The sequence below is a fragment of the Nocardia sp. NRRL WC-3656 genome (genome assembly GCF_000720265.1).
GTDB classification, from domain to species: domain Bacteria; phylum Actinomycetota; class Actinomycetes; order Mycobacteriales; family Mycobacteriaceae; genus Nocardia; species Nocardia nova.
Genome location: NZ_JOJF01000001.1, coordinates 143,557 through 157,894, shown reverse-complemented (window position 1 = coordinate 157,894; position 14,338 = coordinate 143,557). Strand labels below are relative to the sequence as shown.

The following is a 14,338-nucleotide window of genomic DNA, read 5'->3' as shown; positions in this document are numbered from 1 at the left end:
GGCGGACAGATGACAGGCCACAGCGGTACTTTCTGAGCTTGCCACCGGCGGTCGTGACCGGAAAGCCCCAAGATCAACCGGCAGTCGACTCGGTCAACGGTCCAACTGATCTCACGGAACCTTGGAGACTACCTCTTCGGCTTGTCCGATGACGAATCGGTCGAGAGCGCGGCGACGAAGGCCTCCTGTGGAACGTCGACCCGGCCGATGGTCTTCATCCGCTTCTTGCCCTCCTTCTGCTTCTCGAGCAGCTTGCGCTTACGCGAAATGTCGCCGCCGTAGCACTTGGCCAGCACGTCCTTGCGGATCGCGCGAATGTTCTCGCGGGCGATGACCTTCGAGCCGATGGCCGCCTGGATCGGCACCTCGAACTGCTGCCGCGGAATGAGCTCGCGCAGTTTGGTGGTCATCTTATGGCCGTAGGCCTGGGCGGCGTCCTTGTGCACGATGGCCGAGAAGGCGTCCACGGCCTCGCCCTGCAACAGGATGTCGACCTTGACCAGCGCGGCCTCCTGCTCGCCCGCCTCCTCGTAGTCCAGCGAGGCGTAACCGCGCGTGCGCGACTTCAGCGAATCGAAGAAGTCGAAGATGATCTCCGCCATCGGCAGGGTGTACCGCATCTCCACGCGCGTCTCGGACAGATAGTCCATGCCGAGCAGTTCACCGCGGCGCGACTGGCACAGCTCCATGATGGTGCCGACGAACTCACTCGGCGCGATGATCGTGCACTTGGTCACCGGTTCGAAGATCTGGCGCACCTTGCCCTCGGGCCAGAACGACGGGTTGGTGACGACCTGTTCGGTGCCGTCCTCCATGACCACGCGATAGATCACGTTGGGCGCGGTGGAGATGAGATCCAGGTTGAATTCGCGCTGCAACCGCTCCCGGGTGATCTCCATATGCAGCAGCCCGAGGAAGCCGCAGCGGAAACCGAAGCCCAGCGCGACCGAGGTCTCCGGCACGTAGGTGAGCGCGGCATCGTTGAGCTGCAGTTTGTCCAGCGCGTCACGCAGGTCCGGATAGTCCGAACCGTCGACCGGATAGAGACCGGAGTAGACCATCGGACGCGGCTCGCGATAGCCGGTCAGCGCCTCGGTGGCGCCGTCGCGCGCGGTGGTGACGGTGTCACCGACCTTCGACTGCCGGACGTCCTTCACACCGGTGATGAGATAGCCCACCTCACCGACGCCGAGGCCCTGGGTGGGCTTGGGCTCGGGCGAGACGATGCCGATCTCCAGCAGTTCGTGGGTGGCGCCGGTGGACATCATCTTGATCTTCTGGCGCGGGGTGAGCTTGCCGTCCACCACACGCACGTAGGTGACGACACCGCGGTAGGTGTCGTAGACCGAGTCGAAGATCAGCGCGCGGGCCGGGGCATCGGCCTCGCCGACCGGCGGCGGGACCGTCTCGATCACCTTGTTGAGCAGTTCGGGCACGCCGACGCCGGTCTTGCCGGATACGCGCAGCACGTCCTCCGGTTCGCAGCCGACGATATGGGCCAGCTCGGCGGCGTAGCGGTCCGGATCGGCCGCGGGCAGGTCGATCTTGTTCAGCACCGGGATGACCTCGAGATCCTTGTCCAGTGCCAGATACAGGTTGGCCAGCGTCTGCGCCTCGATGCCCTGGGCGGCGTCGACCAGCAGAATCGCGCCCTCACACGCCTCGAGCGCCCGCGAGACCTCGTAGGTGAAGTCGACGTGGCCGGGGGTGTCGATCAGGTGCAGGACGTAGTCGGTGCCATCGACGTTCCAGGGCAGCCGCACATTCTGGGCCTTGATGGTGATCCCGCGCTCGCGCTCGATATCCATCCGGTCCAGATACTGCGCACGCATCTGCCGTTCCTCGACCACCCCGGTCAACTGCAGCATGCGGTCGGCCAGCGTGGACTTGCCGTGGTCGATATGCGCGATGATGCAGAAGTTCCGGATCCGCGAGGGATCGGTGAACGTCGTGTCGGCAAACGTGCTGATGGGACACTCCTACCCGTGAACAAGTCGATAAGTCGCCATGCGGCAGTCTACGTGCGCATACCGCGTGGTCGTGCACGCACCGGCGGGCCGGCGTCGGCGGCAACGGCGCAGTTCCCGGGGCCGGCGACCCGGATGTGAGCGGCGGCACACTCGATTCCCCGCCCGGCACAGGCCGATCCGGCAGGGATGAGCCGAGCGCGGTTCGCCGTTAAGCTCTGCCGATATGGCCAGCACATGGAGCTCTCTGGGCAAGCAGTTGGGGACCATTGCCAAGGAGCAGGGCCCCCGGATCGTCAAGAAGCAGGCGCCGAAACTCGTCGACCGGATGCAGCGCTCCTCGATGTGGGACCGCGCTCTCGGCGGCCGCCGCAAGGACACGGTCGCGGTGCGGCCGGCCGCCTCGACTCCGGTGCCCACCCGGGAACGTGCCCGCCAGATCGTCTACTGCCCCCAGCTCGACGGCCGCGCCGATCCGGGCGAGATCGTGTGGACCTGGGTGCCGTACGAGGAGGATCCGGCCAACGGCAAGGACCGCCCCGTGCTGGTCGTGGGCCGGGAGCGCAAGACTCTGCTGGGGCTGATGCTCTCCTCGAATCCGGCCCGCGGCGCCGAGCACAATTGGATCGGAATCGGTTCGGGCCCTTGGGATTACGAGGGGCGCGACAGCTGGGTCCGGCTGGACCGGGTGCTCGACGTGCCCGAAGCGGGCATCCGGCGTGAGGGGGCGATTCTCCCGCGGAAAACCTTCGATCACGTCGCGCACCGGCTGTGTGCGGAATACAACTGGGGTTGAGCAGGCCGACCGAACCAGTGAATCCGGCCGCACGTGGCGCGACCGGATTCACCATCGGCGTCGCCGGATCAGTCGGCCAGATGCCGGGTGCGGCCGAACAGGGCGCTGTAGACCAGCGCGCCCAACAAGCCGCCGAGCAGCGGGAAGACTACGAAGACCCAGACCTGTGGCAGTGCCCCGTTCTGATACGGAGCGACCGCGAGACTGCGTGCCGGATTCGCCGAGGCGTTGTCGATCGGTATAGCGATCAGGTTGATCACCGCGAGAGTGATACCGATACCGAGCCCGGCCATCCCGACATGCGAGATCCGGTCGGTCGACGCCAAGACCACGAAAACCAGCAGCGCGGTCAGGATTACCTCGACGGTGACGGCCGCGGCCAAGCCGTAACCGTCCTGCGTGAGCGTTGCCATGGGGCCACGCACATGCACAGCCGATGGGCTGTGCGCACCCCAGCCGTTTGCGGCCAGACCGTCGGAGGCGCGGTTGTAGGACGGCAGATTCCTGGCGATGCCGAAGATCACCGCACCGGCGATGAACCCGCCGACCAGTTGCGCGACCCAGTAGTAGACGGCGGTGAGCCAGCTGATCCTGCCCATCGCCAGCTGACCGATGGTCACCGCCGGATTGACGTGCGCTCCTGAGATCGGGCCGATCGCGTAGACCAGCAACGAGAGGCTGAAACCGAAGGCGAGCGCAATTCCGAGCACCCCCACCCGGCTTCCGGCGAAGACGGCCGTACCCACGCCGCCGAAGACCAGTACGAATGTGCCGATCACCTCGGCCACCAATTTTCGAGCCAACGGCACTTCACGCTGCTCGACTACATTTTCGAGCACTTCCTGAGCAGTCGGAGACATCTGCCACCTCCCTTTTCGAGCGTGTGCTTCGAGTCGGTACCACGTGGAGATTCAGGAAACTCGCTGAACGACCCGTACGGCCGTCCAAGTCGGACGCTACGGGACCGGATAACGGTGCACAATGACGGCGATTCGCATATCGGGAGCAGACCGCGGATACTCGGACCGGATTGTGCGATGACCGGGCGCAGGCACGGCGATTTCGCTTCGCACCGCCTCAACTGGTAACCTCGATCGTCGGCGCGGCGCTACCCGTTTCGGTGTAGTGCGCCCAGAGACTTTTCACGAACATCAAGAGCACATCAACTGACGAGAAGGAATCAGAGGAACAGGCGTGGCCAACATCAAGTCCCAGATGAAGCGGATCCGCACCAACGAGGCGGCGCGGGTGCGCAACCAGTCGGTGAAGTCCGCGCTGCGCACCTCGATCCGCAAGTTCCGCGAGGCCGCCGCGGCGGGCGAGAAGGACAAGGCGCTCGAGCTGATGCGTTCGGCGAGCCGCAGCCTGGACAAGGCCGCCTCGAAGGGCGTCATCCACGCCAACCAGGCCGCCAACAAGAAGTCGGCCCTCTCGCTGGCCCTCAACAAGCTGGGCTGATTTCCCGGGTTCCGGCCGCGGCCGGAACCGACGCGGCTGATCTTGCCGCACAACAGCATTCGCAACGCCGCCGTGGCAGAGGATCTGCATCGCAGATGACCACGGCGGCTTTTGTCGTTGATTCGCGTCCGCTAGCGTGGTGCGGGTGTGGGGTGGGGAGATTCGCAGAAGCACGGGCCTTTTCCTCGCGGTGGCGGCGGCGTCGAGCGCGCTGCTGACCGGGTGTGATCAATCGGTGCCGACCGCACGATCCGCCGCCGCGACGCGGTCGGCATCGGCCGCGCCGGGCGCCGAGGCCGCCGGGATGCCCCGGGCAGCCACCGCCGGCGCAATCGATCACCTCGACTCGGCGAGCAATCCGGACTGGATGGGCGCATTGCCCGACAGCACCTCGCTCGGCGAGATGTCCGTTCCCGGCACCCACGACACGCTCTCGATCCATGGCGGTAAGGCCGGACCGGCCGTGGTCACCCAGGAGAAATTCGATATCGGTTGCACCGAGCCGACCTGCGCCTCGCAACGAACCCTGAGCACCCAGCTCGAGGCCGGCATCCGGGCGCTCGATATCCGTGTCCGGCGGGACGAGGCCGGCAATCTCGGCGTACAGCACGGCAGCTTCTATCAGCAGGCCGGTCTCGACGACGTGCTGCGGGCCGGCGAGCAATTCCTGGACCGGCATCCGCGCGAGACGATCCTCATGCGGGTGAAGGCCGAATGCACGAACGAGGACAAGACGTTCCAGTGCGAGGACGCGGGTGGGCTACCGCCCGACCCACCGCTGCTGGATCGGTACCTGAACGCGCAGCCGCGGGTGTGGCGACCGGCGGCGACCGGACCGGTCGCGCTTCCCCGGCTGGGTGAGGTGCGCGGCGCCATCGTCGTGATCCGGGCCGACGGAATCGACGCCCGTGGTCTGCCGATCGACGCGCAGGATCTGTGGGACAAACCCACGCGGGAGGACAAATGGGCGGCCGTCGCCGCCCACCTCGCGCAGGCCCCGGCCATCGGCGCCCACGCCCTGTCGATGGACTTCCTGTCGGCCTCCGGAGTGCCCGACCCGGCGAAATTTCCCCACCGCTACGCCGAATACGAGAATCAGCGCGCACTCGACTATCTCCGCTCCCGTCCCGGCACGGCGACCGGCGTCGTGATGACCGACTTCCCGGGGCCCGCACTGGTCGGCGAGATCATCGCGCACAACCACCGCTAGAATCCGGACAGCGCACGGCACGAGCGCAGCGGCCGCGGCTCAGTGCGAGGCGGCGTGCAGATCCAGGATCGCGGCCAAGGCGTGTTCGAGCGCGTAATCCGTATCGGCCGCACCGCCTTTGACGTCGGCGTTGAGGGCGGCCACCACGTGCAGGGCGCTGCCGATGGTGGCGGCGGTCCAGCCGCGCGCCTGGGTCTGCGCCTTCTTCACCTTCCAGGGCGGCATGCCGAGTTGCGAGGCCAGCGCGAACGGATCGCCACGTCCGGCGGATCCGACCCTCGCGATGGTGTGCACGGAATCGGCGAGCGCGTCGGCGAGCAGAACGGCGGGAACGCCTCGGTCGGTCGCCCAGCGCAATGCCTCCATCGCCGCGGGGCGGTCACCGGCGACGGCCAGATCGGCGACCTCGAACCCGGTGACCTCGGCACGACCGGAGTAGTACCGGCGCACCGCGTCGACATCCACCTTGCCACCGGTATCGGCGGCCAGCTGGGAACAGGCCGCGGCCAGCTCTCGCAGATCCGATCCGATCGCCTCGACCACGGCCTGCACCACGTCACCCGAAACTCGCACGCCGGCGGTGCGAAACTCGTTGCGCACGAATTCGTTTCGCTCGTTCGCCTTACCGATCTTGGCGCAGTTGTGTACCTCGGCGCCCTGTTTCTGCAAAGCCGGCGCCAGCGCCTTGGCCCGGCCGCCGCCGGAATGCAGAACCACGAGCACAACTCCCTCGGGCAGATCACCGGCGGCCGCGGTGACCAGCGCCACCGCGTCCTTACCGGCCTCCGCGGCGGCCTCGAGCACGATCACCCGATCCTCGGCGAACAGCGAGGGGCTCAGCAGTTCGGCCAGTTCGGCGGCATTCGCATCCCCCGCCCGCAGCCGATCCACCGGCATCGCGTCGGGCTCGTTGGTCGCGGCCCGCGCCTGCGCCACGATCGAGGCGACCGCCCGTTCGATGAGCAGTTCCTCCTCACCGAGTACCAGATGTAAGGCAGCCAGGTGATCGGTCACGGCACGATCCTACGGGTGGCCGGTGACAGGTTCACCGACCCGTCGCCGGGTGCGGGTGGCGGCGCCGGGCCCGCATGTGTGCGAGTGCGGCGCGAGCCGAGCCGGGCGAGCACGGCGACACCACAGCCGATGAGCGCTCCGGCCAGTGCCGCGCCCGTCGCGCCCGCGGGCATCGGCAGCGAAATCCCCAGCGCCGCCCCGCGTTCGGCGACGAAGAGCAACCACCACAGCGGCGGCTCGGCCAGGTTCAGCACCACGATCGCCGCCGGTTGCCAGCAGCAGGACAGGGCGGCCGCGCCGACGCCGAGCAGCGTGATCGGCGCGACGACGGGTTCGACCAGCACATTCGCCACGATCGCCACACCGCTGACATGGCCGGTGAGCGCGGTGATGATCGGCGTGGTGACCGCGAAGGCCGCCGCCGCGACACCGAACGCCTCGGCCACCAGCGGGGGCCAGCCGCGCTGTTCGAGCCACTCCGACCAGACCGGCGCCAGCAGGATCAGACCCGCGGTTGCCAGCACCGACAGGGCGAAGCCGAGATCGACCGCCAGGTGCGGCGAGAACGCGATCAACACGATCACCGCGGCGCACAGGGCGGGGAGCGCCTGTTTCCGGCGTCCCGTCACCATTGCCAGCACCGCGATCGCACCCATCACCGCCGCCCGCAATACCGACGGCGACGGGCGCGCCAGAATGACGAATCCGATGAGCGCCATCCCGGCGAGAACCGCGCCCCAGCGCGGGTCGAGTGTCAGAGCGCGGGTCGCGAGCAGCACGCCGGCCAAGACGATCGACACATTGGTTCCGGACACGGCGACCAGATGGGTGAGATCGACCGCCCGGAAGTCCTCTCGCACGTGATCCGGCAGCCGGGAGATATCGCCGTCGATCAGCCCCGGCAGCACTCCGGCCGCATCCGGTGGCAGTGCACGCCGGGCCGCCTCGGACAGATTCTCCCGCACCGTCGCGGCCGCCGACTGCCACCACGGGCACGGGCCGACGCGGATCGGCGGACCCTGGGCCCGCAGTACGGCGACCGTCAGATCCCGCCGCCACGGGCGATCGAGCCGCGCCCGGAAGGTGACATGCTGCCCCGGCACCAGATCCGACCAGACCCGCTCCGGCATGATCACCGTCACCGCCGCATCGCCGTGCACCGATGTTGCGCCGTAACGGAATTCGCGCACCGTCGCGCGCATCGTCCATTGCCGTCCACCGAAGGAACGGGCCGGGAGGGGTTTCGGATCCCCCGCCACCGTCTCGGCCGTCACCACACTGCCCGCCGCCAGCCGCCCGAGGGGATGCGCACTCACCCGATACGCGTCCCACGACGCCGCCACCCCGAACCCGGCGGACGCCAGCAACGCGGCCAGCACCACCCACCACACCGCTCGATGCGGTGCCCGAAAACAACTACGTGCCAACAGTATTCCGGCTCCGGCCGCCGAGATTGCGAGCCCGGCGCACACCCACACACCGGCTCGCCACCCCAGCGATATGCCCGCAATGGTCACGCCCCAGCACCCCAGCGCCGCGGGAAGCAGCCGCGCGTCCACTGCAGTGCCACCGGGACCGGCCATCCCCCGTTCGGCACCGCCGAGGGCGGAGTCCGAGGCCCGCTCGGGCCGGATTCGACCGCCGTTCGATCCGCCGCGGTTCACAGGGTGACCTGATCGCGGAGACGGTTGAGCTTGGCGGGACCGATGCCGGTGACTTCGGCGAGCTGATCGATGCTGGTGAAGCGGCCGTGCTGAGTGCGCCAGCCGAGGATGGCCGCGGCGGTGGTGGGGCCCACCCCGGTGAGAGAGTCGAGATCCTGTTCCGTCGCCGTGTTGAGGTTGACCTTGTGTCCCGGTGGCGCGACGGCGCCCGATGTCGAGGCCGGATGCGGTCCACCCGGAACAACCATGCTGCCGAGGCGCGGCCCACTCGCGGGAGCGGGCGCGCCGACGACGATCTGGTCTCCGTCGGCGAGCCGCTGGGCGAGATTCAGCCCCGCGAGGTCCGCACCGTCTCGCGCGACGGCCACCGCGACGGCGTCGGCGACCCGCGTTCCCGGTGCGAGATGCAACAGTCCCGGATGTTCGACCAGACCGATGACGCTGACCACCAGATCGCCGCCGGGAGCCGGCGACGGCGTCGCCCGGCCGGGCGGATCGGACCGCACGGCCAGTCCGGGGCCGTCCACCGGCGCGGGGGCCATCGAGGTTTCGGCGGCGTCCGTGCGCACTGCCGGTAGCGGCGCCACCGGCGCTGCCACCGGATCGTCACGATGCGCGGCGGCCGCCGCCACGATTACCGCCGCCGCGCCGGCACCGGCCAGCACCCACACTCCTTTGCGCCCGGGATCCACGCGAACGCCCCGGAATCGCTCCGGAACCAGCCGCTGCCAGATCGTCACCGATCCGACCGGTTCGCTGAGCCACTGCGGAATTCGCGGACTCTCCGGCGCCTCGGAAAAGGTCACCGCCGCGCCGGTCGTCGCGGGATCTTCGTCCCCGTCCCGGCCGTCGCCGTCGCGTCGGTCGAGGGCTCCCGCACTACCAGGACGCGCCGCGGCATCGTCGCGCCTCTGCCGGATACGGCTCGGCGAATACGGCCGCCTCGGCCAAGTCCCGCCGTGTACGCCGACCAGCCCACCGGCGGCGTCCTCGTCCAGGCCGGCGCCCGCACCCGGTCGCGTTGCGACCATGGTTCGGCCGCCGTCGGAGCCGATCACCGGTTCGGCGGGCGGACCCGGTTCGCTACCGCGCGAGCCGAAATCCCGGCTCCCAGAGGGACCGCCGCCCGAGGGGTCACGGCGCTGTTCGGGCGAGTCCGCGGGTGATCGGGCGAGGTCCCACAGCCCGTCGTGGGTCGGGTCACCCGGGCCGGGGGCCAGGGTGCCGAGCGTTGCCGGCCTGGGTGATACGTCGTGCAGTCGCTGCCGCAGTAGGGTCCGATCCTCGTGTCGCGCCATGACGGTGACCGTATGTGCGCGGCGGGCCGTGACTCGGTGCGCGAACTGGGGTTTCGGAATGTCTGGGGACAGCGTCCGAGCTGTGGACAACCTCCGGTGCGGGGGCGGAACTCGTCGGCCGGCGGTGGTAGGCGCTCAGCCGCAGCCGCCGGGAACCACCAGGACGCCGACCGCACCGGTGCCCACGTGCACTCCGAGTGTCGGGCCGAATTCGGCGGTCACGAGCTCCCGCATACCGGGAATGAGTTCGCCGAGCTGTCCGGCGATCGTGGCCGCCGCCGCAGCGGCACCGAGATGCTGAACCGCCACCGCCGCCCCGTCGTCACCGGCCGCATCGACCGCTGCGGCAACGAGTTTCGCGAAGGCCTTGGATCGCGTCCGTGCCTTCTCCCGCAGCTCCAGTTTGCCGTCGACGATCTGCAGTATCGGCTTGGTCACCAGTTCGGTGCCGAAGAACATGGCCGCGGTGCTGAGCCGCCCGCCGCGACGCAGCTGCTCGGTCCGATTGACGACGATGAACGTGCGAGATCGCCCGGCGGCGGCGACCGCGGTGTCGTAGACGACATCCAGCGCCGCACCCGACTTCGCGCGACGGGCCGCGGCGAGTACGGGCAGCCCTGTGCCCAGGCCCGCGCTCAGCGAATCCACCAGTCGCACCCGGGCTGCGGCATCCATATCCTGCACGGCCTGGCGCCCGGCTTCCCAGGTCGCCGAGAGCTGCCGCGAAATATGCACGGCCACAACACCGTCACCCTCGCTGAGCTCCAGGGCACGCTCATAGGCAGCGCGCAATTCACCCGGGGAGGCGGACGAGGTCGTCACCGTGGACGCGCCGTAGTCGATCTCGCATTCGTCGACGCCCTCGGCGATCGCACGATCGTCGACCAGCACATGCAGCGGCACCACCACGATGCCCAACTCCGCTACCAGTTCGGCGGGAACGCTCGCCGCCGAATCCGTGACCACCACGACGGTCATCGGCTATCCGCACCGATTCATGCACCGGCCTCGACCGAACGCACCTCCGACAGCACCTTCACCATTGCCTGTGCCACCGCGGCATGTCCCTCCCAGCCCCAGTGGATCCCGTCCGGATTCGCCTCGCCCGAGAAGATGTCGTCGCGCACGGCTTCGCCCAGATCCACCAGCGGCACACCGGATTTCGCCGACCACTCCCGCAGCGCACGCACCGCGGGCGCACGCCCGGTGTGCACGCGGCCGTAGGCCTCGCAATCGTGCACCGAGGGCAGTACCGAGACCACCGGCAGATCCGGCCGCAACTGAGCCAGCGCATGCCGTGACTGTTCCAGGTAGTCGATGCTCACATGCGGCGGAAGTGCCACGGGGCGACCGAGTTTCGACAGCCGCGGTTGCAGCCACTGGTAGCCGGTACGCACCTGCCGGCGCAGCACCGGCGGGCGCAGATACCGGATCAATTCGCGCAGCGCCGTCGGTAGCGGCGACGGCAGCGTGTCCATCCCGCCCGTGGCCAGGACGACCGCTCCCGCGCGCGGCACCGCGGCCCACACGCGCGGATCGCCGATGAGTGCCCAATAGGCGTCGCGACAGGTCCAGCCGATCCGCGCCACCAATTCGACGTCCCAATCGAGTTCCGCGGCAACCAGATTCGGCCAGATGCGCGGATGGTCGGCGGGCAGGCCGCCCTTGGGCCCGAAGTACGACAGCGAATCCGCGATCACGACCAGAACCGGTCGCGCCGAAGCCTCGGGTGCGCCGGCCGCGTCGCCGATGCTCGGCTGCGCATCCGCGGAGACCGCGTCGTCGATTCCCGATACGGCGTCGACGGCCGCGCTCGACACGGTCCGCTCGCCGGGAGTTGCCGCGCCGGAACCGGTGTCGGACTTCCCGTGCGCATCGAGCGCCGCGTCGGCGTCATCGGCTACCGCCGCGTCGCCGGATACGGCGTGCGTAGTTGCCGCCTCGGTGGACGGCGTCGCCTCGGAACCGCCGGGCACGCTGTCTTCCCGCGCGTCCGCGGCCGGTTCCGCATTCTCCTCTGCCTCGGTGGGCACATCCGCGAGAACGGCCGGCGGACCGGTCGATCCGCCGTCGTCGTCCGCGTCCGATTCGGAAGCCGCATCGGATTCCCCGGCCGGTTCCACCGGCGCGACCGGACCGCCGAACAGCGCGTCCGGCAGCCGCCGGACGGGCCCTTCGGATGCCTTGCGCAACAGTTCGTCGGATACCTGCCGGACCGGATCGTCCCGGTCGTCGGAGGAGCGTTCAGAGGACATCAGGAGCTACCTTCGCCGCCGCATTCCACACATCCAGCCGCCAACCCGGCTGCTCGATGCCCGGACCGTGGCTGCTCAGCTGCACCCAGCTGGTGTTGGCCAATCCGCCCAGGATCGGCCATTTGTGCTCGGGCAGCTCCAGCAGCGCGGCGGTCAGGGCCGCGATCAGCCCGCCGTGCGCGACCAGGATGATGGTACGGCCGGGCCAGTCCGCACGCTCGGCGAACAGCTCGCGAACCACCGGCAGCGCCCGCGCGCCGACCTCGAGTTTGCTCTCCCCGCCCGGCGGGGTCACGGTGGGATCCAGCCGCCACGCCTTGCGCGCACCCGGATACCGCGCATCCACCTCGAGATGGTCGAGACCTTCCCAGTCGCCGAGGCTGGTCTCCCGCAGCCGCGCATCCCGCACGACCTCGAGTCCGCTGTGTTCGGCCAGGGCGAGTGCGGTGTCGTAGGCGCGGCGCAGATCCGAGGAGACGATCGCGACGGCGTCCTGGGAAACGAGCTCGCGCGCAGCGTCTTTCGCCTGGCGCCGGCCCAATTCGCTGAGCTCGGTGTCGATCTGGCCCTGCATCCGGTCGGCGGCGTTCCATTCCGTCTGTCCGTGTCGCAGCAGGATCAGCCGGCGCACCCCCGGATACTTCGTCGCCCGCGAGCCGGCCGCCGCCGCAACACTTTCGGCCGCGTCGCTCCCACCGGACTCGATGCCGCGCTCCCCGGCCTCTTCGGGTTCACGCGCGGTGTCGCCTTCGGGCCTGCGGTTCACGCGGGGTCCCCGCTACCACTCGCCGGCGCCTGCGCGGGAGCCGCCAGACCCGGCACCTCGACCTGCGGGCAGTCCTTCCACAACCGTTCCAGCGCATAGAAGTTGCGCTCGTCGCTGTGCTGGATGTGCACCACGACGTCGACGTAGTCCAGCAGCACCCAGCGACCTTCACGAGTGCCCTCGCGGCGGACCGGCTTGTGCCCGGCGAGACGCAACTTCTCCTCGACGTTGTCGACGATCGCGTTGACCTGACGCTCGTTCGGCGCGGAGGCGATGACGAAGCAGTCGGTGATCACCAGCTGATCGGAGACATCGAGTACGACGACGTCGGTCGCCAGCTTCTCGTCGGCGGCCCGCGCGGCGACCTGCGCCATCTCCACCGCCTGTGCCGATGCCGTCATTGGCTCACCTTCCCGTTCCCTCCCGGCACGTACAGGTGCCGTTTCGATATGTACTGCACGACGCCGTCGGGAACGAGGTACCACACCGGACGCCCCTCGGCGGCGCGGCGACGGCATTCGCTCGACGAGATCGCCAGGGCCGGGATCTCGATGACGGTGACCGCATCGGCCGGCTGATTTCGCAGATGTTCCTCGAGGTGGTCGACATTCAATTCGTACCCCGGACGGCTCACCCCGACGAACTTCGCCAGCTCGAACAGTTCCGCCCAATCCTGCCATGTCAGGATGCTGGCCAGCGCGTCCGCACCCGTGATGAAGTACAGATCGGCGTCCGGATGCTGATTCTGCAGGTCACGAAGGGTGTCGACGGTGTAGGTGGCCTTCTCCCGGTCGATGTCGGCCCGGCTGACCGTGAACCGCGGATTGGATGCGGTGGCGATGACCGTCATCAGATAGCGGTCCTCCGCCGGGGAGACCTGGCGTGAGGACTTCTGCCACGGCTGCCCGGTGGGTACGAAGATCACTTCATCGAGGTCGAACCGGTTGGCGACCTCACTGGCGGCAACCAGATGCCCGTGATGGATCGGATCGAACGTACCGCCCATCACGCCCAGTTTGCGCCGGCCTGTGTTTTGCACGAATGCCGAGCTTACTGGGCGGGCCCGGGCGGGGGTGGGTCTCGTCGGTGATCGGGTGCTATGAGCTCACCGCGCCCACCGCGCCGACAGATACGCCCGCACCATCGCGGCCGGGTTGCGCGCCGCGCGCCGGGACCGGGTCGCGGCCTCGATCAGGTCGCGGTGCAGTTCGTCCCACTGGGGCCGGCCGGCGACGGCGTCCGCACCCGCTGTGTAGGCCAGTGCCGCGGCACGGTGGCGGTGGCACTGTCCCAAGCAGCGTCCGAGCTGCTCGTACAGCACCGCGATTTCTTCCGGCGGATAGGGCAGCGCATCGCAGCCGAGGGCCTCGGCGTACAGGGTGGCCGCGCGGCGGTAGTGACCGCTGCGGTAGTGGACGCGGGCGGCGAGCAGCGTGTGATGGGCCACGTCGGCAGCGGAGATACCGGTCCAGCTCGCGGCCGCGGCGGCCGCCGCGTCCGCCAGGTCGTGCTCACGGCCCGGCTGGTTGGCGACCGCGGTCACCACCAGCGAGTACAGCCGCGCGCGTTGTTCCCCGGAGAGAACGCCCGTGCCACAGTTCAGCGCCTGCAACAACATTCGTTCGGCGACGGCAGGGCTGGTGCCGAGCAGGGCGGTCGCGGCCTCGGTCAGTTCCCGTGCCCGCAGCCGGAGATCTCCCGGCGCCGGCTCGTCCGATGCGGGTGCCGGGCACTCGGACGCAGCCGGTTCGGAGCCGGATCGCTCAGGATCGGGGCGCCCGGCATCGGGAAACTCGGACTCGGGGGGCTCGGCATCCCGGTCGTGGGGATGTCGTTGCGCCGCAGGGGCGCTCGGCTGGTCGACGGGGATTTCGTCGGCGAACTCCCCCGATGGGCACGGCACGCGCGAA

14 protein-coding genes are annotated in these 14,338 nt (G+C 69.1%); 3 read left to right on the top strand and 11 right to left on the bottom strand.

All coding sequences use genetic code 11. The annotated features are described in order from the left end of the window. Window positions 1–128: 128 nt before the first annotated feature. Window positions 129–1,970: a translation elongation factor 4 gene (gene lepA, locus IG65_RS0100735; RefSeq protein ID WP_081879176.1), complete on the bottom strand. Its 1,842-nt coding sequence runs from the start codon at window positions 1,968–1,970 to the stop codon at window positions 129–131. Between the two features lie 223 nt (window positions 1,971–2,193). Here lepA and IG65_RS0100725 point away from each other — a divergent pair, with 223 nt between their 5' ends. Next, window positions 2,194–2,763, top strand: coding sequence for a type II toxin-antitoxin system PemK/MazF family toxin (locus tag IG65_RS0100725; protein WP_030512824.1), 570 nt, complete (start codon window positions 2,194–2,196; stop codon window positions 2,761–2,763). Between the two features lie 68 nt (window positions 2,764–2,831). On the opposite strand, the gene IG65_RS0100720 is transcribed toward IG65_RS0100725, so the two are convergent. Next, window positions 2,832–3,623 (bottom strand): aquaporin, encoded by a 792-nt coding sequence (locus tag IG65_RS0100720; protein WP_030512823.1) that lies wholly within the window; start codon window positions 3,621–3,623, stop codon window positions 2,832–2,834. A 334-nt stretch (window positions 3,624–3,957) separates the two neighbouring features. On the opposite strand from IG65_RS0100720, the gene rpsT reads away from it, so the two are divergent. Both rpsT and IG65_RS0100710 read left to right on the top strand, forming a co-directional pair. After that, window positions 3,958–4,221, top strand: a complete 264-nt coding sequence (gene rpsT, locus IG65_RS0100715) for a 30S ribosomal protein S20 (RefSeq protein WP_030512822.1) — start codon at window positions 3,958–3,960, stop codon at window positions 4,219–4,221. A 235-nt stretch (window positions 4,222–4,456) separates the two neighbouring features. Next, a complete protein-coding gene (locus tag IG65_RS0100710; protein ID WP_156055444.1) occupies window positions 4,457–5,431 on the top strand; it encodes a phosphatidylinositol-specific phospholipase C domain-containing protein in 975 nt (324 codons plus the stop codon). Window positions 5,432–5,470: 39 nt separating this feature from the next. On the opposite strand, the gene holA is transcribed toward IG65_RS0100710, so the two are convergent. The 9 genes from holA to IG65_RS0100665 form a co-directional block, all read right to left on the bottom strand. Next, a complete protein-coding gene (holA, locus tag IG65_RS0100705) occupies window positions 5,471–6,445 on the bottom strand; it encodes a DNA polymerase III subunit delta (protein ID WP_030512820.1) in 975 nt (324 codons plus the stop codon). Further along, window positions 6,442–8,028 (bottom strand): ComEC/Rec2 family competence protein, encoded by a 1,587-nt coding sequence (locus tag IG65_RS0100700; protein ID WP_030512819.1) that lies wholly within the window; start codon window positions 8,026–8,028, stop codon window positions 6,442–6,444. Before IG65_RS0100700 ends, holA begins: the two co-directional genes overlap by 4 nt. Before the next feature lie 77 nt (window positions 8,029–8,105). After that, the gene (locus tag IG65_RS38330; protein ID WP_197039762.1) at window positions 8,106–9,407 is read right to left on the bottom strand and encodes a ComEA family DNA-binding protein; all 1,302 of its coding nucleotides are present in this window, start codon (window positions 9,405–9,407) and stop codon (window positions 8,106–8,108) included. 135 nt (window positions 9,408–9,542) lie between these two features. Further along, window positions 9,543–10,385, bottom strand: coding sequence for a DegV family protein (locus IG65_RS0100690; protein WP_030512817.1), 843 nt, complete (start codon window positions 10,383–10,385; stop codon window positions 9,543–9,545). Window positions 10,386–10,402: 17 nt separating this feature from the next. Further along, complete coding sequence (gene octT, locus IG65_RS39710; protein WP_036522829.1) at window positions 10,403–11,158, bottom strand: diglucosylglycerate octanoyltransferase; 756 nt, start codon at window positions 11,156–11,158, stop codon at window positions 10,403–10,405. Window positions 11,159–11,651: 493 nt separating this feature from the next. Then, window positions 11,652–12,293, bottom strand: coding sequence for a histidine phosphatase family protein (locus IG65_RS0100680; RefSeq protein WP_030512815.1), 642 nt, complete (start codon window positions 12,291–12,293; stop codon window positions 11,652–11,654). 131 nt (window positions 12,294–12,424) lie between these two features. Continuing rightward, window positions 12,425–12,829, bottom strand: a complete 405-nt coding sequence (gene rsfS / locus IG65_RS0100675) for a ribosome silencing factor (RefSeq protein ID WP_030512814.1) — start codon at window positions 12,827–12,829, stop codon at window positions 12,425–12,427. After that, window positions 12,826–13,467 (bottom strand): nicotinate-nucleotide adenylyltransferase, encoded by a 642-nt coding sequence (nadD, locus tag IG65_RS0100670; RefSeq protein WP_030512813.1) that lies wholly within the window; start codon window positions 13,465–13,467, stop codon window positions 12,826–12,828. The genes rsfS and nadD overlap by 4 nt, the downstream gene beginning before the upstream one ends. A gap of 66 nt (window positions 13,468–13,533) precedes the next feature. Then, on the bottom strand, window positions 13,534–14,331 hold the full coding sequence (locus IG65_RS0100665) for a hypothetical protein (protein WP_030512812.1): 798 nt from the start codon (window positions 14,329–14,331) through the stop codon (window positions 13,534–13,536). Between the last annotated feature and the right edge of the window lie 7 nt (window positions 14,332–14,338).